A 24,303-nucleotide genomic window follows, 5' to 3' on the forward strand; every position below is an offset into this window, starting at 1 on the left:
CGTGCGCACCGTACGTCGACTGCTGTACCGTGACATCGTCGGCGCGGTCGTCTTCGTCGCGCTGGCGTTCCTCGCGCTGTTCTTCTTCGTCGACTTCGTCGACCAGCTCGGCACCGCGATGCGGCGCGGCTACCCGACGTGGACCGCCGTGGCCGTCAGCCTGCTCGAGGCACCCGGCAACCTGTACGAACTGCTGCCGATCGCGGTGCTGATCGGCACCATCTTCTCGCTCGCGCGTCTGGCGCAGTCGACGCAGTTCACGATCCTGCGCACCAGCGGACTCGGCCCCGGGCGCGCGCTGGCCCTGCTGGCCACGCTCGGCGCGGTCTTCGCGGTGGCGACGCTGCTCGTCGGCGACTACGTGGCGCCGTGGGCCGACCAGCGGGCCCAGCGCCTGCTGCTCGACACCGGCGGCGCGCGCGCCGGCACGCGCGGCGGTGCCTGGCTGAAGGACCGGTACATCCAGGACGGGCAGCCGCGCTCGGTGTCGGTGCACGTGCAGCGCCTGCGTGCCGACGGCGAGCTGCGCGGCGTGCGCCTGTTCGTGTTCGACGACCGCCAGCGGCTCGTCGAGCAGATCGTGGCCGAGTCGGCGCGCATCGACGACGACGCCGTGTGGCACCTGAAGGACGTCGAGCTGCGGCAGTGGCCCGTGGGCAGCGACGGCGCGACGCCGGCGGTGACGACGCGCAGGCTCGACGCGTGGCAGTGGCCGGGCACGCTGCGCGCCGACGTCGTCAAGGCCGCCGTGCTGCCGCCGAACACGATGTCGACCGTCGAGCTGTGGGCCTACGTGCGGCATCTGCGTGCGCAGGCGCAGGACGTGCAGCGCTACGAGATCCAGTTCTGGAAGAAGGCGCTGTACCCGCTGGCGTGCCTCGTGATGGTCGCGCTCGCGCTGCCGTTCGCGTACCTGCACGCGCGCAGCGGCGGCATCAGTGTCAAGGTCTTCGGCGGCGTGATGCTGGGCACCAGCTTCATGCTGCTCAACAGCCTGGCGGGCCACCTCGGCACGCTGCGCGACTGGACTCCGTGGCTGGCCGCGGGCCTGCCTGGCATCGTCTACCTCAGCCTGTCGCTGGCCGCGTTCGCGTGGCTGGTGCGCTACCGATGAACGCGACGACGAAGACCGGCTATCTGCTGTTCGCCCACGGCGCGCGCGACCCGAACTGGGCGCTGCCGTTCGAGGCCGTCGCTGCCCGGCTGCGCGCGCAGCGCCCGGGCGCCGGCGTGCGCGTGGCCTTCCTCGAATTCATGGCGCCCGACCTCGGCAGCGCCGCCGACGCGCTGGTCGCCGAGGGCTGCACGCACCTCGAGGTCGTGCCGCTGTTCCTCGGCGCCGGCGGCCACGTGCGCAAGGACGTGCCGCCACTGCTCGACGCGGTGCGCGCACGCCACCCGGGCGTCACGGTGCGGCTGCACCGCGCGGTGGGCGAGCGCGACGAACTCGTCGCCGCGATGGCGCAGGCCGCCATCGCGCTGGCCGAGGCACCATGAACCTGCACCAGTTCCGCTTCGTGCAGGAGGCCGTGCGCCGCGGCCTGAACCTGACCGAGACCGCCAAGGCGCTGCACACGTCGCAGCCGGGCATCAGCAAGGCGATCCTCGAGCTCGAGGAGGAGCTCGGCGTCGAGATCTTCGCGCGCCACGGCAAGCGCCTGCGCCGCGTGACCGAGCCGGGCCAGCAGGTGCTGCGCTCGATCGAGATCATCATGCGCGAGATCGCCAACCTCAGGCGCATCGGCGAGGAGTACAGCCTGCAGGACGCCGGCACGCTGTCGATCGCGACGACGCACACGCAGGCGCGCTACGTGCTGCCCGAGCCGGTGGCGCAGCTGCGGCGGCGCTACCCGAAGGTGCACGTGACGCTGCACCAGGGCGCGCCCGAGCAGGTCGCGCGCATGCTGCTCGACGACGCCGCCGACATCGGGCTGGCCACCGAGTCGCTGGCCGAAGTCGACGGGCTCGTCTCGCTGCCGTGCTACGAGTGGCAGCACGTGCTCGTCGTGCCGGCGTCGCACCCGCTGGCCGCCGTCGAGCGGCCGACGCTCGAGCAGATCGCCGCCGAGCCGCTGGTCAGCTACCAGAGCGCCTTCGCCGGGCGCCGGCGCATCGACGCCGCGTTCGCGCAGCGCGGCCTCGCGCCGCGCGTCGTGCTCGAAGCGATCGACTCCGACGTCATCAAGACCTACGTGCGGCTGGGCCTGGGCGTCGGTCTCGTCGCCGAGATGGCGATGGCCGGCGAGACGGCCGGCGACCTCGTCGCGCACCCGGTGGGCCACCTGTTCGGCAGCAACGTCGCGCGGGTGGCGTTCAAGCGCGGCGCCTACCTGCGCCACTTCGTCTACGCCTTCGCCGAGCTGCTGTCCGAGCGGCTGCCGCGCGCGCTGATCGAGCGCGCGCTGGCCGGCGGCGGCGAACACTTCGACCTGTGACCCCCTACCGAAGCGCACTGCACGCTCGCCGGCCGGCGGGACGCCGCCCGCGAGCCGCTCAAGCCGGCTGGGCCGCGGGCGCTCGGCACCGCCTCTGACCCGACACCATGGCCATTCCCCGCACCCCCCCGCTGCCCAGCCGCCTGCCGCACGTCGGCACGACGATCTTCACCGTGATGTCGGCGCTCGCGCAGGAGCACGGCGCCGTCAACCTCGGACAGGGCTTCCCCGACTTCGACTGCGATCCGCGCCTCATCGACGCCGTCGCCGACGCGATGCGCGCGGGGCTCAACCAATACCCGCCGATGGCCGGCGTGCCGGCGCTGCGCGAGGCGGTGGCGGCCAAGATCGAGGCGCTGTACGGCCACCGCTACGACCCCGGGCGCGAGATCACGATCACCGCCGGCGCGACGCAGGCGATCCTGACCGCGATCCTCGCCTGCGTGCACCCGGGCGATGAAGTGATCGTGCTCGAGCCGTGCTACGACAGCTACGGCCCGAACATCGAGCTGGCCGGCGGCACCATCGTGCGCGTGCCGCTGACACCGGGCACGTTCCGCCCGGACTTCGAGCGCATCGCGGCGGCGATCGGGCCGCGCACGCGCGCGATCATCGTCAACTCGCCGCACAACCCGAGCGCGACGACCTGGAGCCGCGACGACCTCGAGCGGCTGGCGTCGATCCTGCGCCCGACCGACGTGCTGCTGATCAGCGACGAGGTCTACGAGCACATGGTCTACGACGGCCGCGCGCATGCCAGCGCCGCGTCGCACCCCGAGCTCGCCGCGCGCGCCTTCGTCGTCTCGAGCTTCGGCAAGACGTACCACGTGACCGGCTGGAAGGTCGGCTACGTCGCCGCGCCGGGGCCGCTGGCCGACGAGTTCCGCAAGGTGCACCAGTTCAACGTGTTCACCGTCAACACGCCGGTGCAGCACGGGCTCGCGCGCTTCATGGCCGACCCGGCGCCGTACCTGGAGCTCAGTGCGTTCTACCAGCGCAAGCGCGACCTGTTCCGCGCCGGGCTGGCCGCGACGCGCTTCCGGCTGCTGCCCAGCGAGGGCAGCTACTTCCAGTGCGTCGACTACTCGGCGATCAGCGACCTCACCGAAGCCGCGTTCTGCCGCTGGCTGACGACCGAGGTCGGCGTCGCGGCGATCCCGCTGTCGGCGTTCTATGCCGGCGGCTTCGAGCAGCGCATCGTGCGCTTCTGCTTCGCGAAGAAGGACGCGACGCTGGGCCTCGCGCTCGAGCGCCTGGCGCGGCTGTAGCGCGCAGGCGGCGGGGCTCAGTCGCTCGCCGCCGTCGCGACGTCGCTGAAGTCGGGCGCGACGTCGCGGTCGCGTCGCGGCTCGCGGCCCCCGGCGTCGGCAGTGGCCTTGCGGCGCGGGCGCCGCACTTTCGGCGCCGGCCGCGCGGCGGGCGGCGCATCGTCGTCGACGAGCGACAGCTCGAGCGGCGCCGAGATCGCGACGTCGGCGGCTCCCGTGTCGAGCGCGCGCTCGCGCGCGACCTGGTACAGCAGCAGCAGGTCGTCGAACGCCGGCAGGTCGAACGGCGGCGCGTCGCTCGCGCCCGGCAGCAGCAGCGACTCGATCGTGCGCTGCACCGCCACCGCATCGGGCCACTGCGCCTCGATCGTCGCCAGGCACGCGCAGGCGTCGAGACTGCGCTGCGTCGCCACGGCGTCTTCCCACGCCGGCGCGCGGGCGTTGAAGCGCTCGGCGAAACGTGCCGCCAGCCGCTCGTACGACTCGCGCTCGCCCAGGCGCCGGTACAGGTCGAACAGGCGCAGATACGGCATCGGGGCGCGGCCGGCCGAGCGGCGCAGGCGGTCGCGCAGCAGCTCGACCGCGGCCTCGTCCTGGCCGAGCACGGCGAGGAATTCGACCTGCTGGTCGAGGTCGATCTGCTCGTCGACGCTCATGCCCAGCACGTCGAGCCCGCGCAGGGCCATCGGCTGCAGCGTGTTGGCATCGGCATGCGCCGCGACAGGCGCCGCGGGCGCGACGTCGGCGCCGGTCGGCCGGGCCGCCGCCACGGGCGCAGCCAGCCATGCGCGCGCGCCTTCGGCCGAGGCAGCCGCGTGCGGCGCGGGCTCGACGCCCAGCGTTTGCGTCGCCACCGTCGGCACCGGTACAGACGACGCGGTCTTCGTCGTGGCCTCGTCCCCGCCGGCCTCACCGTACCACCACGCGCGCTGCGCCTGCCGCCGCGTGCGCCATGCGAGCCCGGCCGACAGCAGCGTCGACGCGGCGAGGACGCCTGCGACCAGCGGCCACCACGCCGCCTGCGAGCGCACCTCGGCGAGGTCGCGCTGCAGCGCCTGGATCGCTGCACGGTCGGCCTTCGCGTCGGCCTCGCGGCGCGCGAGCGCGGCTTCGAGCTCGGCGACGCGCTGCTGCGCCTGCGCCGCGGCGGCCTGCGCGGCGTGCAGGGCCTGCTCGGCCGCTTCGGCACGTGCCTGCGCGGCCTGGAGGTCGGCCGCCGGCTCGAGCAGCTCGAGCTGCAGCCGCGGCTGCACGGGCCGCGCCGCCCTGCGGGTGGCGGGGGTCCGCGGCTGCGCCTTCGCGCCGGCGCGCGGGCGCTCGGCGCGCTTCGAGTGGCGCTCGGCGCGTGCCGCCGTGGCGGCCGCGGTGCGCGCCTCGCGCACGGCGGGCGACCGGTGCGCAGCGGCCGGCTCGGCGGCCACCGACGCGGCGGCCTGGGCCGGTGCGGACGGTGACGTGACGGCCGGCGGGACGGGCACCGGCGCTTCGGCGGCCGCCGGCACCGCCGCCTCGCTGGCCGCCGCCACCGCCGGCAACTCGGGAAACAGCACGAAGCTGCGCACCAGCCGCGCCGGGCAGCCGGCCGCGACGGTCAGCGAAACGATCGGTTCCTCGACGGCGACGCCGCTGCGCACGCGCAGCATCACCCGCGCGGGATCGGCCGCCGGCTCGAGACCCACGGCCAGCAGCTCGCGGGCGAGCCGCGATTCGCCGAGCATGACGTCGACCTTCACGCAGTCGCGCTCGAGCACCTCGCCGGCGGCCAGCTGGATCGGCAGCGCGAGGTTCAGCGGCTGCCCGATCACGATCGGCGTGCGCGCGCTGCCGATCGACAGCGCCGCCGCCGGCACGCAGGCCAGCGCCGCGGCGAGCGCGAGGGCGCTGGGCGCCAGGGCGCTCGGCGCGACGGCGTGCAGCAGGCGGGGCAGGACGGGCGACACGATCGGTTGCAGTTGGTTGGGTGACTCTATCGGCGCGGCCGCCGCGCAATTGAGTGAACAGGCCGGTGCCTGCGTGCCAGAATCGCGCGCCGCCGCCGATCCGTTTCCCGCCCGACGCCGCGATGCCGTCCGAACTGCTGACCGCCCGCCACGGCACGACGCTCGTGCTCACGCTCAGCGACCCGGCCACGCGCAACACGCTGTCGCCGCAGGCCTACGCGGCCGGCATCGAGGCGCTGCAGACGGCCGAGTCGAGCGACGACATTCGCTGCGTCGTGCTGCGCGGCGACGGCGCGCACTTCTGCGCCGGCGGCGACATCCAGCGCCTGCGCGCGACGCGGCTGCGCGACGACGGCGGCGGCCCCGCCGCGCAGCGCGCCTCGATCGACCAGTTCCACGGCCTCGTCGAAGCGCTGCGCGCGTGCCCGAAGCCGGTGATCGCCGCCGTCGAGGGTTGGGCCGCCGGCGGCGGCTTCTCGCTCGCGCTGGCGTGCGACCTGATCGTCGCCGCCGACGACGCGCGCTTCGTGATGAGCTACGGCCGCATCGGCCTGTCGCCCGACGGCGGCGGCAGCTGGCACCTCGCGCAGCGGCTGCCGCGCGCGCTCGCGCTGCAGCTGCTGTGGCTGGCCGAGCCGGTCGACGCGGCGCAGATGCAGCGCTGGGGCCTGGTCAATCAGGTCGTGCCGGCCGGCGAGGCGCTGCCCGAGGCGCTGCGGCTGGCCGAGCGGCTCGCGGCGATGGCGCCGAACGCGCTGGCCAGCGCGAAGGAACTCGTCGACGCCGCGCCGGCACGGCCGCTGCGCGCCCAGCTCGACGCCGAGCGCGAGCACTTCGTCGCCAACCTGTTCTCGCCCAACGGGCTCGAGGGCCTGCAGGCCTTTCTCGACAAGCGCGCCGCGCGCTTTCGCTGACGCCGCGCAAAGGGTGCCCGCGCCGGCCCGGCGCGACTCAATCGCCCCACAAGTGTTGCGAGAAAACAACATTTTGTCGCGGCGACGTGCCTCGATCGCGCGACGCGCAGCCCCAGCGCCGTTGCGCGTCAACCGGAACCGGGGGCGCCGCGTTGGACGTGCCACGGGCGCCGAAGGCACCCGTCAGTCCAATCACGAGAGGGGCGCATGGAGGAAAGCAAGAAGATCGTCGTCACCGGCGGCGCCGGGTTCATCGGTTCGCACCTTTGCGAGCGGCTGCTCGCCGCCGGTCACGAAGTGATCTGCGTCGACAACTTCTACACCGGGCGCAAGGCCAACATCGCGCACCTGCTCGACCACCCGCGCTTCGACGTCGTGCGGCACGACATCACCGAGCCGCTCGTGCTGCAGGCCGACGAGGTCTACAACCTCGCCTGCCCCGCCTCGCCCGGCCACTACCAGGCCGACCCGATCCACACGATGAAGACGAGCGTGCTCGGGTCGATCAACCTGCTCGGCCTGGCGCGCCGCACCGGCGCCAAGAGCCTGCTCGCCTCGACCAGCGAGGTCTACGGCGACCCGCTCGTGCACCCGCAGCCCGAGAGCTACTGGGGCCACGTGAACCCGTGCGGCGTGCGCTCGTGCTACGACGAGGGCAAGCGCAGCGCCGAGGCGCTGTACTTCGACTACCACCGCCAGCACGGCATCCCCATCAAGGTGGTGCGCATCTTCAACACCTACGGCCCGCGCATGCGCCCCGACGACGGGCGCGTCGTCTCCAACTTCATCGTGCAGGCGCTGATGGACGAACCGCTGACGATCTACGGCGACGGCCAGCAGACGCGCTCGTTCTGCTACGTCGACGACCTCGTCGACGGCCTGATGAAGATGATGGCCTCGCCCGACGAGGTGCTCGGCCCGATCAACCTCGGCAACCCCGGCGAGTTCACGATGCTCGAACTCGCCGAGGCCGTCAAGCGCCTGACCAACAGCCGCTCGAGCATCGTGCACGAGCCACTGCCGCAGGACGACCCGAAGCGCCGCCAGCCCGACATCACGCGCGCACGCGCCGTGCTCGGCTGGCAGCCGGTCGTGCAGCTCGAGCAGGGGCTGCTGCGCACGATCGCCTACTTCGAGGCGCAGCTGTCGCGCGGCGCGGTGCAGCTCGTCGCCGCCTGATTCCGGAGTCTCCATGACGCAACGCCGCGTCCTTGTGACCGGTGGGGCGGGCTACATCGGCAGCCACACCTGCAAGGCGCTGGCGGCCGCTGGCCACGTCCCGGTCACGTTCGACAACCTGAGCACCGGCCACCGCGACGCGGTGCGCTGGGGCCCCTTCGTCGAGGGCGAACTCGCCGACCGCGCGCTCGTCGAGCGCACGCTGGGCGAGCAGCGCATCGACGCCGTGATCCACTTCGCCGCCAGCGCCTACGTCGGCGAGTCGATGAGCGACCCGGCGAAGTACTTCCGCAACAACGTCGTGCACACGCTGGTGCTGCTCGAAGCGATGCACGCTGCCGGCGTCGCGCACATCGTGTTCTCGTCGACCTGCGCGACCTACGGCGTGCCGCGCGTCGTGCCGATCCCCGAGGACCATCCGCAGCAGCCGGTCAACCCGTACGGCGAGAGCAAGCTGTTCATCGAGCGCGCGCTGCACTGGCACGGCGTCGCGCACGGGCTGCACTGGCTCGCGCTGCGCTACTTCAACGCCGCCGGCGCCGACCCCGACGGCGAGATCGGCGAGGTGCACGACCCCGAGACGCACCTGATCCCGCTGGCGATCCAGGCCGCGCTCGGCCAGCGCGGGCCGCTGCAGGTGATGGGCACCGACTACGACACGCCCGACGGCACCGCGGTGCGCGACTACATCCACGTGACCGACCTCGCCGACGCGCACGTGCGCGCGCTGTCCTACCTGCTCGGCGGCGGCACCAGCGGCGCGCTGAACCTCGGCACCGGCCGCGGCCATTCGGTGCGCGACGTCATCGCGGCCGTCGCGCGCGAGGCCGGCCGGCCGGTGCCGGCACACGACGCGCCGCGCCGCGCCGGCGACCCGCCGGCGCTCGTGGCCGCCCCCGGCCGCGCCGCCGAGGTGCTGGGCTGGCGCCCGGAGTACTCCTCGCTCGACACGATCGTGCGCACGGCGCTGCGCTGGCACGCCGCGCATCCGCCCCAGGCATGAACGCGCTGCATCCCGACCTGACGCCGGCGGCGGCGTCGACGCTGCTGCGCGCCGACGTCGAGCCCGGCTTCGACGCGCGGCCGCGCGTCAACGGCAAGTTCCTCGCCGTCGGCCCCGCCAAGCTGTGGGTGCGCGGCGTGACCTACGGCACCTTCGGTCCGCAGCCCGACGGCACCGACTGCCCGCCCGACGCCGTGCTCGAGCGCGACTTCGCCGCGATGCGCGCCGCCGGCGTCAACGCCGTGCGCGTCTACACGGTGCCGCCTCGGCGGCTGCTCGACGCCGCGCAGCGCCACGGCCTGCGCGTGATGGCGGGGCTGCCGTGGGAGCAGCACGTCGCGTTCCTCGACGAGCGCGGCCGCGCCGACGACATCGTGCGGCGCGTGTGTGAGGGCGCGCGCGGCATCGCCGGCCACCCGGCGCTGCTCGCGTTCGCGATCGGCAACGAGATCCCGGCGTCCATCGTGCGCTGGCACGGCGCCCGGCGCGTCGAGCGCTTCCTCGAGCGGCTGTACGACGCCGTCAAGGCCGAGGATCCGGACGCGCTCGTCACCTACGTCAACTTCCCGACCACCGAGTACCTGCGGCTGCCGTTCGTCGACTTTCACTGCTTCAACGTCTACCTCGAGCAGCCCGAGCGCTTCGACGCCTACCTCGCACGGCTGCAGAACCTCGCCGGCGAGAAGCCGCTCGTGATGGCCGAAATCGGGCTCGACAGCCGCCGCAACGGCCCCGACAAGCAGGCCGAGAGCCTCGCGTGGCAGGTGCGCGGCGCGTTCGCCGCCGGCTGTGCCGGCGCCTTCGTGTTCGCGTGGACCGATGAGTGGCACCGCGGCGGGCACGAGATCCTCGACTGGGACTTCGGCCTGGTCACGCGCGCGCGCGAGCCCAAGCCGGCACTCGCCGCGGTCAGCGCGGCGTTCGCGGAAGTGCCGTTCCCGGCCGAGCTGCGCGTGCCCGGCCAGGCGCCGCGGCCGTGGCCCAAGGTCAGCATCGTGTGCTGCAGCTACAACGGCAGCCGCACGATCCGCGACACGCTCGAGGGCTGCCGCACGCTCGCCTACCCCGACTACGAAGTCATCGTCGTCAACGACGGCTCGACCGACGCGACGCCGGCCATCGCCGCCGAGTACCCCGAGGTGCGGCTGATCAGCACCGAGAACCGCGGCCTGTCGGCCGCGCGCAACACCGGCTGGCAGCAGGCGCGCGGCGAGATCGTCGCCTACATCGACGACGACGCGTACCCCGACCCACACTGGCTGCACTACCTCGTCTGGCGCTTCGCGACCGGCGACTGGGTCGGCGTCGGCGGCCCCAACATCGCGCCGCCGCACGACGGGCCGATCGCCGACGGTGTGGCCAACGCGCCCGGCGGCCCGGTGCAGGTGCTCGTGACCGACGTCGAGGCCGAGCACGTGCCCGGCTGCAACATGGCGTTCCGGCGCGACGCGCTGGCGGCGATCGACGGCTTCGACGTGCGCTACCGCGCCGCCGGCGACGACGTCGACCTGTGCTGGCGGCTGCAGCAGCGCGGCGGCCGGATCGGCTTCCACGCCGGCGCGATGGACTGGCACCACCGCCGCAACAGCCTCACGATGTACTGGCGCCAGCAGAAGGGCTACGGCAAGGCCGAGGCGCTGCTCGAAGAGAAGTGGCCCGAGCGCTACAACGCGCTGGGGCACCTGTCGTGGGGCGGCCAGCTGTACGGACGCGGCTTCACGCTGCCGATCCCGTCCAGGCGCTCGCGCATCTACGGCGGCGTGTGGGGCTCGGCGGCGTACCAGTCGCTGTACGCGCCGGGGCCGACGACGCTGCTCGCGCTGCCGCTGATGCCCGAGTGGTGGTACCTCGTCGCGGCGCTGACGGTGGCGGTGCTGCTCGGCTTCTCGTGGCCGCCGCTGTTCGCGCTGCTGCCGCTGTGGGCGCTGGCGCTGGCCGCGCCGCTCGTGCAGGCCGCGATGGCGGCCGCCCGCGCGACGTTCCCGCGCCCGGCCGCGAGCGCCGCCGAGGCCTGGCAGCGCCGCGCGCTGGTGTTCTTCATGCACCTGCAGCAGCCGATCGCGCGGCTGATCGGGCGGCGCCAGCACGGGCTGACGCCGTGGCGCCGGCGCGGCCGCGTCAGCGGCGGCGGCACGGCACCGGCGCAGATCTGGAGCGAGACCTGGCGCGCGCCCGAGGCCTGGATCGAGACGTTCGAGTCGGCGCTGCGCACCGCCGGGCTCGTCGTGCGCCGCGGCGGCGCGACCGACTCGTGGGACCTCGAGATCCGCGGCGGCCTGCAAGGCGCGCTGCGTGCGCGCTTCGCCGTCGAGGAGCACGGTGCCGGCCGGCAGCTCGTGCGGCTGCGCGCCGACGCGCACGCGCCGTGGGTGGTGCGCGCCACCACCTGGGGTTGCGCAGGCCTCGCACTGGCCGCGGCGCTGACCGGCGGCCCGGTGGCCGCCGCCGTGCTCGCCGCCGCCGCCGCGGCGCTGGCCTGGCGCACGCAGCGCGACCAGGCGCACGCGCGCGACGCGTGGACCGTCGCCTGCCACGACGTCGCCGCGCAGGCCGGCCCGCAGGGCGCGCCGACGCGGCTCGCCGGGGCCTCGGTGCAGGAGCGCGGCGCGTGAGCGACAAACCCGCCGACGCGCGCGGCATGGTGCGGCGCCTGGCGCGCCACCTGCGCCCGTACTGGGGGCTGCTCGCGCTGATCATCGCCGTCGACCTCGTCGCGGTGCCGCTGGCGCTGCTGACGCCGCTGCCGCTGAAGGTCGCCGTCGACAACGCGATCGGCGGCCAGCCCCTGCCGGCGTGGGCGGCGGCCTGGCTGCCCGAGGGCGGTGCCGGCGTCGCGCTCGCGCTGGCCGTCGTGCTCGTCGTCGCGCTGGCGCTGCTGACGCAGCTCCAGCGCAACGGCTCGTGGCTGCTGCAGGCGTGGACCGGCGAGCGCATCGTGCTCGCGTTCCGCGCCGACCTGTTCCGCCAGGTGCAGCGCCTGTCGATGACGTACCACGACCAGCGCGGCACCGCCGACTCGCTGTACCGCATCCAGTACGACGCTGCGTCGGTGCAGTGGTTCGCGATCCACGGCCTGACGCCGCTGCTGACCGCGGCCGGCACGCTGGCGGGCATCACTGCGGTGATGTGGGCGATGGATGCCGAGCTCGCGCTGGTCGCGCTCGCGGTGATGCCGGCCCTGGTCGCGCTGACGCACGTCTTCGGCCGCGCGGTGCGCGCGCGCTGGCACCGCCAGAAGGAGCTCGAGAGCTCGGTGCAGTCGGTGCTGATGGAGTCGCTGGGCGCCCTGCGTGTCGTCAAGGCCTTCGGGCAGGAGCAGCGCGAGGAGACGCGCTTCGTCGAGCGCTCGACCCGCGAGGTGCGCGCGAACCTGGCGGTCGTGCGCGCGCAGATCGTGTTCTACACGCTGACCGCGCTCGTGCTGGCCACCGGCACCGCGGCGGCGCTGTGGATCGGCGTGCGCAGCGTGCAGGCCGGCACGCTGACGCTGGGCCAGCTGACGATGGTGATGGCCTACCTCGCGCAGCTGTACGCGCCGCTGGAGATGCTGACCTCGAAGGTCTCCGAGATGCAGAGCGCACTGGCGAGCTGCGAGCGCGCGTTCGCACTGCTCGACGAGCAGGTCGACGTGGCCGACCGTCCCGACGCGAAGCCGCTCGCGCGCGCGCGCGGCGAGATCGAGCTGCGTGACGTGCACTTCGCCTACCCGGGCGGTGCCGAAGTGATCAAGGGCGCGTCGGTGCACGTGCCGGCGGGCGCGCGCGTGGGCATCGTCGGGCGCACCGGTGCCGGCAAGACGACGCTGATGAACCTGCTCACGCGCTTCCAGGACCCGACGGCCGGCTCGGTGCGCCTCGACGGCGTCGACCTGCGCGACTGGCGGCTCGCCGACCTGCGGCGCCAGTTCGCGATCGTGCTGCAGGAGCCGGTACTGTTCTCGACGACGATCGCCGAGAACATCGCCTACGGCCGCCCCGACGCGACGCCCGCCGAGATCGAGGCCGCCGCGCGCGCGGCCAACGCGCACGACTTCATCGCCGCGCTGCCCGACGGCTACGCGACGCAGGTCGGCGAACGCGGGATGATGCTCTCGGGCGGGCAGCGCCAGCGCATCGCGCTCGCGCGCGCGTTCCTGAAGGACGCGCCGATCCTGATCCTCGACGAGCCGACGAGCTCGGTCGACGTGCACACCGAGGCGGCGATCATCGACGCGATGGAGCGCCTGATGGCCGGGCGCACGACCTTCATCGTCGCGCACCGGCTCGCGACGCTGGCGCACTGCGACGCCGTCTACGCCGTCGAGGACGGGCGGCTGGTGCCGGCCAGCGTCGAGGCGTCGCAGCCGCTGCTGGCCAACCGCGGCCTCGCGCACGAGATGCCCGCGGTGCACACCGCGCGCGACGCCCAGCCCGCGGAGGCGGCATGACGCGGACCTCGTCGCTGCGCATCGCCGTGCTCGGCACGATGGGCGCCGACCCGTTCGCCGGCATGGCGTGGATGCACCTGCAGATCGCTGCCGGCCTGCTGCGCCTGGGACACGACGTGCGCTACGTCGAGACGACGTCGGCGTGGCCGTACGACGTCGAGCGCGGCGCGCGCGTCGACGACGCGTCGTACACGCTGGCGTACCTGGCGCGCGTGATGCCGCGCTTCGGCATGGGCGAGCGCTGGGCGTACCGCCGCAGCTGGGGCGACGGCGCGTGGCTGGGCCCCGCGGCGGCCGACGCCGACGCGTGGCTCGCCGGCACCGACTTCGTGTTCAACGTCGCCGGCGCGACGCAGGTGACCAAGGACGGCTTCGCGTGCGGGCGCCTCGTGCACTTCGGCACCGACCCGGTCGCCGAGGAACTGAAGTACGCGGCCGGCGACGCGCGCACCGTCGCGCACATCGACGCGCACGACGACACCGTGACCTACGGCGAGAACATCGGCACGCCGCGCTCCCCGCTGCCGCCGCTGCCGAAGCTGCGCGCGCGGCTGCGCCAGCCGGTGCTGATGGACCTGTGGGACGCCGGACCGCCGACGCGCGACGTGTTCACGACGGTGGGCAACTGGCGCCAGGACGGCAAGGACGTCGTGTTCCAGGGCCGTCCGCTGCGCTGGAGCAAGCACCACGAGTTCCTCAAGTTCATCGACGTGCCGCGGCTCGCGGGTCAGACCGTCGAGCTCGCGACCAACCTCGACGACCCCGACCGCAAGGCCGGCGCCGAGGTCTCGGACGCGATCGACCCGCACCAGATCCGCGGCGCCGCGAGCCTCGACCGCGAGCACTGGCAGCGGCTGCAGCAAGGCGGCTGGCGCGTCGCCGACGGCCCGGCGCTGTCGGTCGACCCGTTCACGTACCGCGACTACGTCGTCGCGTCGCGCGCCGAGTTCACCGTCGCGCGCGAGTTCAACGTGCTGCCTCGCAGCGCGTGGTTCAGCGAGCGCAGCGCGTGCTACCTCGCCGCCGGGCGGCCCGTCGTGACGCAGGACACCGGCTTTTCCGACGTGCTGCCCACCGGCGAGGGGCTGTTCGGCTTCACGACGGTCGACGAGGCCGTCGAGGCGATCCGCGCGATCAATGCCGACTACGAGCGCCACGCGAAAGCCGCGAAGGCCATCGCGCACGACTGGTTCCGCGCCGAGGTCGTGCTGCCGAAGCTGCTCGCCGACCTGGGAGCCTGAGGTCGTGGTCGCGCGCTGGCTCATCGTCAACGCCGACGACTTCGGGCTCACGCCGGGCATCAACGCCGGCATCGTCGAGGCGTTCGAGCGCGGTGTCGTCACCAGCGCGAGCCTGATGGTGCGCCAGCCGGCCGCCGAAGCCGCCGCGGCGTACGCGCGTGCACACCCGGCGCTCGGCCTCGGGCTGCACATCGACCTGTGGGAGTCGATCCCGAAGGACGGCGACTGGGTGCGGCTGTACCAGCACGTGCCGGATGACGCCGCGTCGGTGGCCGCCGAGATCGTGGCGCAGATCGAGCGCTTCCGCGCCCTCGTCGGCCGCGACCCCGACCACCTCGACACGCACCAGCACGTGCACCGGCTCGAGCCGGTCGGCAGCGCCGTGCGCGCCGCCGCACGTGCGCTCGGTGTGCCGGTGCGCGGCGAGCCGCCGCTGCGCTACCTCGGCGGCTTCTACGGCCAGACCGGCGTCGGCGCGCCGTACCCCGAGGGCATCACGCCCGAGCGCCTGCTCGAGCTGATCGACGCGCTCGAGCCCGGCGTCACCGAGTTCGGCTGCCACCCCGGCTTCGTCGACGCCGACGACCCGCTCGGCGGCACGATGTACCGCGTCGAGCGCAACGTCGAGGTGCGCACGCTGTGCGACGCGCGCGTGCGTGCGCGGCTGGCGCGCGGCGACGTCGTGCCCTGCACCTACGCCGACGCGGCACGCGCCGGCCTCACCGCGTGATGGACGCGAACTCGCGCCTGCGCATCGTCGTGCTCGGCTATGTCGTGCGCGGGCCGCTGGCCGGCCCGACGTGGCACCACCTGCAGCACGTGCTCGGGCTGAAGGATCTCGGCCACGACGTGTGGTACCTCGAGGATAGCACCGACGAGCCGTTCTGCTACGACCCGCAGCGCCAGGTCGTCGACACCGACGCGAGCTACGGGCTGGCCTACACGCAGCGCGTGTTCGGGCGCGCCGGCGTCGGCGATCGCTGGGCCTACCACGACGCGCACACCGGCACCTGGCACGGCGCGGCGGCGCAGCGGATGCCCGAGGTGTGCCGCACCGCCGACGTGATGATCAACGTCTCGGGCATCAACCCGCTGCGCCCGTGGCTCGAGGGCATCCCGTGCCGCGTGCTCGTCGACACCGACCCGGTGTTCACGCAGGTCGACCACCTGCAGGACCCCGAGCGCATGCGCTTCGCGCGCGCGCACACCGCGTTCTTCAGCTTCGGCGAGTCGATCGGCCACAGCGGCTGCACGGTCCCCGACGACGGGCTGCCGTGGCAGCCGACGCGCCAGCCGCTGGTGCTGCGCTGCTGGCAGCCCGCGCCGCCGCGGCCCGACGGGGCCTTCAGCACCGTGATGCTGTGGGACAGCTACGACCGTCGCCATTGGGGCGGGCGCACCTTCGGCATGAAGGCCGAGGAGATGGAGCACGTGCTGGCGATGCCGCAGCGCTGCGCCGGCGCGCGCTTCGAGGTCGCGCTGGGCAGCCCGACCGCGCCGCACGACCGCCTGCGCGCGCTCGGCTGGCGCGTGCTCGACCCGATCGCGCTGACCAGCGACCCCTGGGTCTACCAGGACTACCTGCGCGCGTCGAAGGCCGAGTTCAGCGTCGCCAAGCACGGCTACGTCAGCACCGCCAGCGGCTGGTTCAGCGAGCGCAGCGTCAGCTACATGGCGTGCGGGCGGCCCGTCGTCGTGCAGGACACCGGCTTCTCGCGCCACCTGCCGGTCGGCGACGGGCTTCTCGCGTTCCGCGACCTCGACGAGGCGGTCGCGGCGTTGGCCGAGGTCGATGCGCGCTACGCGCACCACTGCGACGCCGCGCGCGCGCTCGTCGAGACACACTTCGACGCGCGCCGCGTGCTCGCGCGGCTGCTCGAGCGCGCGCTGGACGCACAGCCGCCTGCCGAATCCCCGGGAGCCGAGCCATGACCGACCGCCAGACGACCGACGCGCAGGCGCGCACGTACTTCGAGCAGCTGTGGCGCGACGGCGACCACTGGGACCTCGACGCCGATCCGTACGAGCACGCCAAGTACGACGCGCAGCTCGCGCTGCTCGACGCCGACCGCGGTCCGGGGCGGCGCTACGGCCGCGCGCTCGAGATCGGCTGCGCGGCCGGCGCGTTCACGCGGCGCCTGGCGCCGCGCTGCGAGCGCGTCGTCGGCGTCGACATCGCGCAGCCGGCGATCGCGCGGGCGCGCGAGCGCACGACGGCCGCCAACGTCGAGTACGAGGTCGCCAACGTGATGAACTGGCAGCAGGGGCTGGCCGGCGGCTGGGACCTCGTCGTCTTCGCCGAGACGATCTGCTACCTCGGCTGGCTGTACCCGTTCTTCGACGTCGCGTGGCTCGCGCACTGCATCTACGAGGGCACGCGACCGGGCGGGCGACTGCTGCTGGCCAACACTTGCGGCGGCACCGACGACTACCTGCTCAAGCCGTGGGTCATCCGCACCTACCACGACCTGTTCCGCAACACCGGTTTCGTGACGCTGCACGAGACGATGTTCCGCGGCGTCAAGAACGGCGTCGAGATCGAGGCGCTGCTGACGCTGGCCGAGCGCCCCGCCTGATGCCGCCCTGACCGCCCCGGCGGCGCCATGCCGCCACGGCGCGGCGTCGCACAATGTCGCTTCAGGGACAAGCCATGAACGACACGGTGCTTACACTCGCCGAACGCCAGAACATCGAATCGGGGCCGTGGTTTTCCAAGCTCTCGCCGGCACTGCAGCAGGCCATCTTCGCGCGTGCGGTCGTGCGCCGGCTGCGCGACGGCGTGCAGCTCGGCTCGCGCGGCCAGCCGGCCGAGATGTGGTGCGGCGTGGCCAGCGGCGCGGTGCGCATCAGCTCGGTGTCGCTGTCGGGCAAGCAGATCACGATGTCATACATGGAGCCGGGCACCTGGTTCGGCGACATCTCGCTGTTCGACGGGCTGCCGCACACGCACGACGCCAATGCGCACGGCGACACGACGCTGCTGTGCGTGCGCAAGCCCGACTTCAAGGAGCTGCTCGACCAGTTCCCCGAGCTGCCGCTCGCGCTGCTGCGCCTGAACTGTCGGCGGCTGCGGCTGATGTTCGACCTCATCGAGGACCTGAACACCAAGCCGCTGGCCGCGCGGCTGGCCAAGCAGGTGCTGCTGCTGGCCAAGAGCTACGGCATCGCGCAGGGCGAGGAGATCCGCATCGGCCTGCAGCTCGCGCAGGAGGACCTCGCGCAGCTGCTCGGCGCGTCACGCCAGCGTGTGAACCAGGAGCTCAAGGGCTTCGAGCGCGAGGGCGCGGTGCGCATCGAGCCGACGCGGCTGGTCGTGCTGTCACGCGAGAAGCTGATGGCCATCGCCGAGCGCTGAAATGAACCACCCCCGAAGCGCCTTCGGCGCACCCCCTCAAGGGGGCGCCACCAGCGCAGCGGCGAAGCCGGATCCGCGGCGGCCGCTCGAAGCCTTGCGGTTCGTTGGTCGCGTGCGCGTCAGGCAGGGTCATGACCGCTGAAACGGGTTCCCCCGCCGACGCGTACACCGGCACGCGCCCGGTGGCCGAGCAGCACCGCATCGACGTCGCGGCGCTCGAAGCCTACCTCGCGGCGCACCTCGACGGCTTCGCCGGCCCGCTGTCGGTCGAGCAGTTCAAGGGCGGGCAGTCGAACCCGACGTACAAGCTGACGACGCCGCGCGCGGCCTACGTGATGCGCGCCAAGCCGGGGCCGGCCGCCAAGCTGCTGCCGTCGGCGCACGCGATCGAGCGCGAGTTCCGCGTGATGCGCGCGCTGGCCGCCACCGACGTGCCGGTCGCGCGCATGCACCTGCTGTGCGAGGACGAGTCGGTCATCGGCCGCGCGTTCTACGTGATGGAGTTCGTCGACGGGCGCGTGCTGTGGGACCCGCTGCTGCCGGGCATGACGCCGGCCGAGCGCGGCGCCATCTACGCCGAGATGAACCGTGTCATCGCGGCGCTGCACGGCGTCGACCCGGCCGCCGTCGGGCTGGCCGACTACGGCAAGCCGGGCAACTACTTCGAGCGCCAGATCGGCCGCTGGAGCAGGCAGTACCAGGCCTCGGTCACCGAGCCGATCGCCGCGATGGACCGGCTGATCGAATGGCTGCCGGCGCACATCCCCGCGGGGGCACGCGACGAGACGCAGGTCGCGATCGTGCACGGCGACTACCGGCTCGACAACCTGATCTTCCATCCGCGCGAGCCGCGCGTCGTCGCGGTGCTCGACTGGGAACTGTCGACGCTGGGCCACCCGCTGGCGGACTTCAGCTACCACTGCATGGCGTGGCACATCGCGCCGGGCGTGTTCCGCGGCATCGGCGGCCACGACCTCGCGGCGCTGGGCATCCCCGACGAGGACGCGTACCTCGCGCGCTACTGCGAGCGCACCGGCCGCGGCGACCCGCGCGCGCTGAAGGCCGACTGGGACTTCTACCTCGCGTACAACCTGTTCCGCATCGCGGCGATCCTGCAGGGCATCGCCAAGCGCGTCGTCGACGGCACCGCGTCGAGCACGCAGGCGAGGCAGGCCGCGGCCGGCGCACGGCCGCTGGCCGAACTGGGCTGGGCCTTCGCGCAGCGCGCGGCCTGACGACGACGACACCGGAGACGACGATGGACTTCGACTATTCCCCGCGCACGAAGCAGCTGCAGGCCCAGGTGCGCGAGTTCATGGACGCCTACGTCTACCCGGCCGAGCAGCGCTACTGGGACGAGATCGACGCGAACACCCGCGCCGGGCGACGCTGGACGCCGGTGCCGGTGATCGAGGAGCTCAAGCCGAAGGCGCGCGCGGCCGGGCTGTGGAACCTCTTCCTGCCCGACAGCGAATACGGCGCGGGCCTGATGAACCAGGAGTACGCGCCGCTCGCGGAGATCATGGGCCGCGTGCCGTGGGCCAGCGAGGTGTTCAACTGCTCGGCACCCGACACCGGCAACATGGAAGTGCTGGTGCGCTATGGCACGCCCGAGCAGAAGAAGCGCTGGCTCGAGCCGCTGCTGGCCGGCGAGATCCGCAGCGCCTTCGCGATGACCGAGCCCGCAGTGGCGTCGTCGGACGCGACCAACATCGAGGCGCGCATCGAGCGCGACGGCGACGACTACGTGATCAACGGCCGCAAGTGGTGGACCAGCGGCGCCGGCGACCCGCGCTGCAAGATCTACATCTTCATGGGCAAGACGGACCCGGCCGCACCGCGCCACAGCCAGCAGTCGATGGTCCTGGTGCCCGCCGACACGCCGGGGGTCAGGGTGTTGCGGCCGCTGTCGGTGTTCGGCTACGACGACGCGCCGCACGGGCACATGGAGGTCGACTTCACGAACGTGCGCGTGCCGGCATCGAACATCCTGCTCGGCGAGGGACGCGGCTTCGAGATCGCGCAGGGGCGGCTCGGCCCGGGGCGCATCCACCACTGCATGCGCACGATCGGGCTGGCGGAACGCGCGCTCGAGATGATGTGCCAGCGCGCGTCGCGCCGCGTCGCGTTCGGCAAGCCGATCGCGCAGCAGACGGTGACGCAGGAGCGCATCGCCGAGGCGCGCTGCATGATCGAGCAGGCGCGGCTGCTGACGCTCAAAGCCGCGTGGATGATGGACACCGCCGGCAACAAGGCGGCCAAGGGCGAGATCGCGATGATCAAGGTCGTCGCGCCGACGATGGCGTGCCAGGTGCTCGACTGGGCGATCCAGGTGCACGGCGGCGGCGGGCTGAGTCAGGACTTCCCGCTCGCGCAGTACTACGCGCACGTGCGCACGCTGCGCTTCGCCGACGGCCCCGACGAGGTGCACCGCAACGCGATCGCGAAGATGGAACTCGGCCGCCACGTGGCCTGACGCCGCGAACGATCGCCGTGCCTCCCCGGCACGGCACACCTACGCGCCGCTCGCGTTGGACGAACCCGTCGCGGCCCAGCGGGCATGGACGGCGCGGGCCTCGCGCAGCGCGACGCGAAACAGCGCGAGCGCGTCGTCGCAGGCCGCGGCCTGCGGCTGCGGCATCGGCGTGCGCAGCGTCAGCCGCCCGCGCTGCACGACGAGCACCAGCGGCGTGTCGGCGCGCAGCCAGCCGGTGGCGGCCATCGCCAGGGCGTCGCTCAGCTCGCCGGCGAGCCAGTCCATCAGCGCCGCTTTCGGGTGCCCGGCGGCGCCGAAATGGTCCCGCAGCACGCCGAGCTCCGTCGACGTCAACTTCGGGTACAGCACCAGCCAGCGCATCTCGTCGGGCGTGGCGGTGTCGGCGCGGGTGCGCAGGTCCTCGGTGTACTGCTCGAAGATCTCGGTCTCGAGCGCCTGCATCAGCGGCCGCGTCAGGACGACGAACTGCAGCGTCTCGTCGGCGCCGAGCGCCGCGCGCAGCCGCAGCTCGGACCCGCCGATGTAGGACCGCTGGCTCGGGCCCCATTCGAGGCGCCACGCATCGTCGGGTGCCGTGCTCTCGATCAGCACGCCGGCGCCGCCGGGCCGGACCTTGCAGCTGCAGTGCCGTACGGCGGCCCATTGCGTCAGCTCGACCGGAGCGTCCGCGCCCCGGCGTGGCAGCCAGCGCCTGATCGTTTCGAGCAATCTCGGCGTCATTCCACTAGAGTCGTGCCCCAGCCCGAAGCCAACGGGCGACGAGAGGACACCGATGATCGAAGTGTATTCGTGGGCCACGCCCAACGGCCACAAGGTTCACATCATGCTCGAGGAGTGCGGGCTGCCGTACCGCGTGCACGCCGTCGACATCGGCGCGGGCGACCAGTTCGCACCGGAGTTCCTCGCGATCAGCCCGAACAACAAGATCCCGGCCATCGTCGACCCCGACGGGCCGGACGGCCGGCCGATCTCGATGTTCGAGTCGGGCGCGATCCTGCTGTACCTCGCCGCGAAGACCAGCAAGTTCCTGCCGGCCGACGTGCGCGGCAAGTACGAGGTGCTGCAGTGGCTGATGTTCCAGATGGGCAGCGTCGGGCCGATGCTCGGGCAGGCACACCACTTCCGCCTGTACGCGCCCGAGAAGATCCCGTACGCGATCGAGCGCTACACCAACGAGGCCAAGCGCCTGTACGGCGTGATGAACCGCCAGATCGCCAAGCACCGCTACATCGCCGGCGACGAGTACACGATTGCCGACATCGCGATCTTCCCTTGGCTGCGCTCGTGGAAGAACCAGGGCATCGACTGGAACGACTATCCGCACCTGAAGGGCTGGTTCGACGAGATCGCCGCACGCCCGGCGGTGCAGCGCGGCGTCGAGGTGCTCGCCGACCGCCGCAAGCCGCTCGTCGACGACAAGGCACGCGAGACGCTGTTCGGCACGACGCAGTACCGCGCGCGCTGATCCTGCGCGGCACCACGCATTCCCGGACAATCACCGCGTCGTCTGCCCGTAGCTCAACTGGATAGAGCAGCTGCCTTCTAAGCAGCAGGTCGGGGGTTCGAGTCCCTCCGGGCAGGCCAGCGTCGGCGCGCATCGGCGCGAGCGCGCCCTTCGGCACGCGGCGACGTCCGCGGCACCGCACGCGCCCTCCCCCCGCAGTCGCCACTGCCGTCACCGTGTGACACCCGGCGCCCAGCCGCGTGCACCCTCGCGCCGTGCCGCGCCCCGTCACCGCTGCGCCACACCGGACCCCAGCGAGCGACGCGCGGCTTGCGGCGCGTCAAGCGCGCCACGCGCGTGTGTCACTTCTCCTTGACATGCTGTGCTGTAATATGGACATTACATCCAGTGGTACCCCAACGGTGCCATTGGCTGCGGAGCAGTACCCGCGTGTGGGTTGCGCACGCACATTCGATCTTCCTGACAGGAGGGCACATGGCACTGAAATCGGATCCGACGCGGGTTTGGCCCACGGGGCTGACCGAAGAGGAATCGGAAGAGCTGCACAGCAAGGTCATCCAGGGCACGCAGATCTTCGGTCTGTTCGCCGCACTGGCACACCTGCTGGCGTTCATCTACAGCCCGTGGCTGAAGTAGGCGCGGAGGACTGACATGATCTACGGAAAAATCTGGTGCGTCGTCAAGCCGACGGTGGGGCTGCCGCTGTTCCTGGGCAGCGTGGCCGTGATCGCGCTGCTGGTGCACGCGTCGATCCTCATGAACACGACCTGGATGAAGGCGTACTGGGAAGGCAAGCCGGCCAAGACCGCCGCCCAGGTCGAGTCCCCACCGACACCCTTGGCGTCGGTGACGGCCGAGAAGCCGTAAGAGCCGTCCGACGCGCAGCCACCCCGCTGCACGCCTGTCCCGCCGGCCGCGGCGGGGGTCGTGGGCGGGTGGCTGCATCGCGACTGCCATGATCTGCGCGCTGCCGAGCGCGACGCCTGTATCAGCCATGCCGTCCGACCGCGTCCAGGTGTCGACCGTTCATCGCGTCGAGGGCCGTCCGTGAACCGCTACAGCCGCGCTCTGATGTCCCGCTGGGCCCGTCTCGGGCCCGCGTTCCTCCCCTTCGCCGACGCCGCGACGCCCGAGCTGCCGCTGTCGCGGCTGCTGCGCCTGTCGCTGTTCCAGGTGTCGGTCGGCATGGCGCTCGTGCTGCTCGTGGGCACGCTCAACCGCGTGATGATCGTCGAGCTCGGCGTCAGCGCCTCGCTCGTCGCGCTGATGGTCGCGCTGCCGGTGCTGTACGCGCCGTTGCGCGCCCTCGTCGGCTTCCGCTCCGACCACCACCGCTCGGCGCTCGGCTGGCGACGCGTGCCGTTCATCTGGATGGGCACGCTGATCCAGTTCGGCGGCCTCGCGGTGATGCCGTTCGCGCTGCTCGTGCTCTCCGGCGCCGGCAACGCGAGCCAGTGGCCGGCGTGGATCGGCCAGATGGGCGCCGCCCTCGCCTTCCTCGCGGTCGGCGCCGGGCTGCACACGACGCAGACCGCCGGGCTGGCGCTGGCCACCGACCTCGCGCCGAAGGCGTCGCAGCCGCGCGTCGTCGGCCTGATGTACGTGGTGCTGCTGCTGGGCACCATCGTCAGCGCGTTCCTGTTCGGCGCCTACCTGCGCGACTTCACGCCCGGGCGGCTCGTGCAGGTCATCCAGGCCGCGGCACTGGCGACGATGGTGCTCAACGGCATCGCGCTGTGGAAGCAGGAGCCGCGCGTGCGCGGCCGCTTCGCCGAGCGCACGCAGGAGCCGTCGTTCCGCGAGGCATGGAGCACCTACATCGAAGGCGACGGTGCCCGTCGCCGGCTGGTGGCGATCGCACTGGGCACGATGGCCTTCGCGATGCAGGACGTGCTGCTCGAGCCCTACGGCGGTCAGGTGCTCGGCATGAGCGTCGGCCAGACGACGTGGCTGACGGCCACGCTGGCGCTCGGCGGGCTGATCGGGTTCGGCTGGGCGTCGCACGTGCTCGGGCGCGGCGCCGACCCGGCGCGCATGTCGGCGCTCGGCGCGTGGCTCGGCATCCCGGCGTTCGCCGCCGTGATCGTGGCCGCAACGGTGTCGTCGGTGGTGCTGTTCGCCGCCGGCGTCGGGCTGATCGGTTTCGCCGGCGGCATCTTCAGCCACGGCACGCTGACCCTCACGATGAACCGCGCTCCCTCGGAACACGTCGGGCTCGCGCTCGGCGCCTGGGGCGCGGTGCAGGCGACGTCGGCCGGGGTCGCCGTCGCGCTGGGCGGCATTCTGCGCGATGCCGTCGGCGCGGTCGCGATGCGCGGCGGCTTCGGGGCCGCGCTGGCACACGAGGCGACCGGCTACACGTTCGTCTACGCGATCGAGATCGCGTTGCTGCTGGCGACGATCGCCGCGATGACGGCGCTCGTCGGTGACCGCCGTCGCAGCGTGGCGGCCGCCGGCACGATGCCCGCCCCATCCGCGGCCTCGGGCAACGCCGCGCCGGGTGTCGCGTCGGCGGGCATGACGAAGCCATAGCGCGCACCGGGGTCTCGACGACGATGGGCGCCGCCGTGCCACGTGGGC

At 72.9% G+C, this 24,303-nt stretch carries 22 protein-coding genes and 1 tRNA gene; 21 read left to right on the forward strand and 2 right to left on the reverse strand.

What is annotated here, in order from left to right; translation table 11 throughout:
* Window position 1: 1 nt before the first annotated feature.
* From lptG to DRV96_RS00370, 4 genes are all read left to right on the forward strand, one after another.
* Complete coding sequence (lptG, locus tag DRV96_RS00355) at window positions 2–1,114, forward strand: LPS export ABC transporter permease LptG (RefSeq protein WP_119286433.1); 1,113 nt, start codon at window positions 2–4, stop codon at window positions 1,112–1,114.
* Window positions 1,111–1,497, forward strand: a complete 387-nt coding sequence (locus DRV96_RS00360; RefSeq protein ID WP_119286435.1) for a sirohydrochlorin chelatase — start codon at window positions 1,111–1,113, stop codon at window positions 1,495–1,497. The genes lptG and DRV96_RS00360 overlap by 4 nt, the downstream gene beginning before the upstream one ends.
* Complete coding sequence (locus DRV96_RS00365; RefSeq protein ID WP_119286437.1) at window positions 1,494–2,435, forward strand: CysB family HTH-type transcriptional regulator; 942 nt, start codon at window positions 1,494–1,496, stop codon at window positions 2,433–2,435. The genes DRV96_RS00360 and DRV96_RS00365 overlap by 4 nt, the downstream gene beginning before the upstream one ends.
* Window positions 2,436–2,542: 107 nt before the next feature.
* Window positions 2,543–3,703 (forward strand): pyridoxal phosphate-dependent aminotransferase, encoded by a 1,161-nt coding sequence (locus DRV96_RS00370; RefSeq protein WP_119286439.1) that lies wholly within the window; start codon window positions 2,543–2,545, stop codon window positions 3,701–3,703.
* A gap of 17 nt (window positions 3,704–3,720) precedes the next feature.
* Here DRV96_RS00370 and DRV96_RS00375 read toward each other — a convergent pair whose 3' ends face one another.
* Window positions 3,721–5,643 carry a hypothetical protein gene (locus DRV96_RS00375; RefSeq protein ID WP_119286442.1) on the reverse strand — a complete coding sequence of 641 codons (1,923 nt, stop codon included), beginning with the start codon at window positions 5,641–5,643 and terminating at the stop codon, window positions 3,721–3,723.
* A gap of 122 nt (window positions 5,644–5,765) precedes the next feature.
* Between DRV96_RS00375 and DRV96_RS00380 the strand changes: the two genes are divergently transcribed.
* The 12 genes from DRV96_RS00380 (at window position 5,766) to DRV96_RS00435 (ending at window position 20,237) form a co-directional block, all read left to right on the forward strand.
* Entirely contained in the window at window positions 5,766–6,557 is a 792-nt protein-coding gene (locus DRV96_RS00380; RefSeq protein ID WP_119286903.1) for an oxepin-CoA hydrolase, alternative type, read from the forward strand.
* Window positions 6,558–6,764: 207 nt separating this feature from the next.
* Window positions 6,765–7,736, forward strand: coding sequence for a UDP-glucuronic acid decarboxylase family protein (locus DRV96_RS00385; protein WP_119286445.1), 972 nt, complete (start codon window positions 6,765–6,767; stop codon window positions 7,734–7,736).
* A gap of 13 nt (window positions 7,737–7,749) precedes the next feature.
* On the forward strand, window positions 7,750–8,739 hold the full coding sequence (galE, locus tag DRV96_RS00390; protein WP_119286447.1) for a UDP-glucose 4-epimerase GalE: 990 nt from the start codon (window positions 7,750–7,752) through the stop codon (window positions 8,737–8,739).
* Window positions 8,736–11,351 (forward strand): glycosyltransferase, encoded by a 2,616-nt coding sequence (locus DRV96_RS00395; RefSeq protein WP_119286449.1) that lies wholly within the window; start codon window positions 8,736–8,738, stop codon window positions 11,349–11,351. Before galE ends, DRV96_RS00395 begins: the two co-directional genes overlap by 4 nt.
* Window positions 11,348–13,165 carry an ABC transporter ATP-binding protein gene (locus DRV96_RS00400; RefSeq protein WP_210756937.1) on the forward strand — a complete coding sequence of 606 codons (1,818 nt, stop codon included), beginning with the start codon at window positions 11,348–11,350 and terminating at the stop codon, window positions 13,163–13,165. Before DRV96_RS00395 ends, DRV96_RS00400 begins: the two co-directional genes overlap by 4 nt.
* A complete protein-coding gene (locus DRV96_RS00405; protein ID WP_119286453.1) occupies window positions 13,162–14,406 on the forward strand; it encodes a hypothetical protein in 1,245 nt (414 codons plus the stop codon). The genes DRV96_RS00400 and DRV96_RS00405 overlap by 4 nt, the downstream gene beginning before the upstream one ends.
* Window positions 14,407–14,410: 4 nt before the next feature.
* Window positions 14,411–15,136, forward strand: a complete 726-nt coding sequence (locus DRV96_RS00410; RefSeq protein ID WP_162910908.1) for a carbohydrate deacetylase — start codon at window positions 14,411–14,413, stop codon at window positions 15,134–15,136.
* On the forward strand, window positions 15,136–16,338 hold the full coding sequence (locus tag DRV96_RS00415; protein WP_119286457.1) for a glycosyltransferase family protein: 1,203 nt from the start codon (window positions 15,136–15,138) through the stop codon (window positions 16,336–16,338). The genes DRV96_RS00410 and DRV96_RS00415 overlap by 1 nt, the downstream gene beginning before the upstream one ends.
* Window positions 16,335–16,982 carry a class I SAM-dependent methyltransferase gene (locus DRV96_RS00420; protein ID WP_119286460.1) on the forward strand — a complete coding sequence of 216 codons (648 nt, stop codon included), beginning with the start codon at window positions 16,335–16,337 and terminating at the stop codon, window positions 16,980–16,982. Before DRV96_RS00415 ends, DRV96_RS00420 begins: the two co-directional genes overlap by 4 nt.
* Before the next feature lie 74 nt (window positions 16,983–17,056).
* Window positions 17,057–17,761, forward strand: coding sequence for a Crp/Fnr family transcriptional regulator (locus DRV96_RS00425; protein WP_119286462.1), 705 nt, complete (start codon window positions 17,057–17,059; stop codon window positions 17,759–17,761).
* A 131-nt stretch (window positions 17,762–17,892) separates the two neighbouring features.
* Complete coding sequence (locus DRV96_RS00430; RefSeq protein ID WP_119286464.1) at window positions 17,893–18,996, forward strand: phosphotransferase; 1,104 nt, start codon at window positions 17,893–17,895, stop codon at window positions 18,994–18,996.
* Between the two features lie 23 nt (window positions 18,997–19,019).
* Complete coding sequence (locus DRV96_RS00435; RefSeq protein WP_119286466.1) at window positions 19,020–20,237, forward strand: acyl-CoA dehydrogenase; 1,218 nt, start codon at window positions 19,020–19,022, stop codon at window positions 20,235–20,237.
* Window positions 20,238–20,276: 39 nt separating this feature from the next.
* On the opposite strand, the gene DRV96_RS00440 is transcribed toward DRV96_RS00435, so the two are convergent.
* Window positions 20,277–20,849: a hypothetical protein gene (locus DRV96_RS00440; RefSeq protein ID WP_162910909.1), complete on the reverse strand. Its 573-nt coding sequence runs from the start codon at window positions 20,847–20,849 to the stop codon at window positions 20,277–20,279.
* A gap of 181 nt (window positions 20,850–21,030) precedes the next feature.
* Here DRV96_RS00440 and DRV96_RS00445 point away from each other — a divergent pair, with 181 nt between their 5' ends.
* The 5 genes from DRV96_RS00445 to DRV96_RS00465 all read left to right on the forward strand — a co-directional run bounded on the left by DRV96_RS00445 (window position 21,031) and on the right by DRV96_RS00465 (window position 24,255).
* Window positions 21,031–21,723, forward strand: coding sequence for a glutathione binding-like protein (locus DRV96_RS00445; RefSeq protein ID WP_119286470.1), 693 nt, complete (start codon window positions 21,031–21,033; stop codon window positions 21,721–21,723).
* 42 nt (window positions 21,724–21,765) lie between these two features.
* A tRNA-Arg gene (locus DRV96_RS00450) sits at window positions 21,766–21,842 on the forward strand.
* Between the two features lie 355 nt (window positions 21,843–22,197).
* Window positions 22,198–22,359 (forward strand): light-harvesting antenna LH1, beta subunit, encoded by a 162-nt coding sequence (gene pufB, locus DRV96_RS00455; protein ID WP_210756938.1) that lies wholly within the window; start codon window positions 22,198–22,200, stop codon window positions 22,357–22,359.
* A gap of 15 nt (window positions 22,360–22,374) precedes the next feature.
* Window positions 22,375–22,590, forward strand: a complete 216-nt coding sequence (locus DRV96_RS00460) for a light-harvesting protein (protein ID WP_119286472.1) — start codon at window positions 22,375–22,377, stop codon at window positions 22,588–22,590.
* 204 nt (window positions 22,591–22,794) lie between these two features.
* On the forward strand, window positions 22,795–24,255 hold the full coding sequence (locus tag DRV96_RS00465) for a PucC family protein (RefSeq protein ID WP_119286907.1): 1,461 nt from the start codon (window positions 22,795–22,797) through the stop codon (window positions 24,253–24,255).
* Window positions 24,256–24,303 lie beyond the last annotated feature (48 nt).

It is taken from the genome of Azohydromonas sediminis (genome assembly GCF_003574675.1).
Lineage (GTDB): Bacteria > Pseudomonadota > Gammaproteobacteria > Burkholderiales > Burkholderiaceae_C > Calidifontimicrobium > Calidifontimicrobium sediminis.

Bases quoted from the DNA above. Each gene is read 5' to 3' on its own strand.
- DRV96_RS00460 (WP_119286472.1), top strand. From the start codon at position 22,375: ATGATCTACGGAAAAATCTGGTGCGTCGTCAAGCCGACGGTGGGGCTG.
- DRV96_RS00405 (WP_119286453.1), top strand. From the start codon at position 13,162: ATGACGCGGACCTCGTCGCTGCGCATCGCCGTGCTCGGCACGATGGGC.
- DRV96_RS00430 (WP_119286464.1), top strand. From the start codon at position 17,893: ATGACCGCTGAAACGGGTTCCCCCGCCGACGCGTACACCGGCACGCGC.
- DRV96_RS00360 (WP_119286435.1), top strand. From the start codon at position 1,111: ATGAACGCGACGACGAAGACCGGCTATCTGCTGTTCGCCCACGGCGCG.
- galE (WP_119286447.1), top strand. From the start codon at position 7,750: ATGACGCAACGCCGCGTCCTTGTGACCGGTGGGGCGGGCTACATCGGC.
- DRV96_RS00420 (WP_119286460.1), top strand. From the start codon at position 16,335: ATGACCGACCGCCAGACGACCGACGCGCAGGCGCGCACGTACTTCGAG.
- DRV96_RS00425 (WP_119286462.1), top strand. From the start codon at position 17,057: ATGAACGACACGGTGCTTACACTCGCCGAACGCCAGAACATCGAATCG.
- pufB (WP_210756938.1), top strand. From the start codon at position 22,198: ATGGCACTGAAATCGGATCCGACGCGGGTTTGGCCCACGGGGCTGACC.
- DRV96_RS00380 (WP_119286903.1), top strand. From the start codon at position 5,766: ATGCCGTCCGAACTGCTGACCGCCCGCCACGGCACGACGCTCGTGCTC.
- DRV96_RS00385 (WP_119286445.1), top strand. From the start codon at position 6,765: ATGGAGGAAAGCAAGAAGATCGTCGTCACCGGCGGCGCCGGGTTCATC.
- DRV96_RS00435 (WP_119286466.1), top strand. From the start codon at position 19,020: ATGGACTTCGACTATTCCCCGCGCACGAAGCAGCTGCAGGCCCAGGTG.
- DRV96_RS00370 (WP_119286439.1), top strand. From the start codon at position 2,543: ATGGCCATTCCCCGCACCCCCCCGCTGCCCAGCCGCCTGCCGCACGTC.
- DRV96_RS00395 (WP_119286449.1), top strand. From the start codon at position 8,736: ATGAACGCGCTGCATCCCGACCTGACGCCGGCGGCGGCGTCGACGCTG.
- DRV96_RS00365 (WP_119286437.1), top strand. From the start codon at position 1,494: ATGAACCTGCACCAGTTCCGCTTCGTGCAGGAGGCCGTGCGCCGCGGC.
- DRV96_RS00415 (WP_119286457.1), top strand. From the start codon at position 15,136: ATGGACGCGAACTCGCGCCTGCGCATCGTCGTGCTCGGCTATGTCGTG.
- DRV96_RS00465 (WP_119286907.1), top strand. From the start codon at position 22,795: ATGTCCCGCTGGGCCCGTCTCGGGCCCGCGTTCCTCCCCTTCGCCGAC.
- DRV96_RS00445 (WP_119286470.1), top strand. From the start codon at position 21,031: ATGATCGAAGTGTATTCGTGGGCCACGCCCAACGGCCACAAGGTTCAC.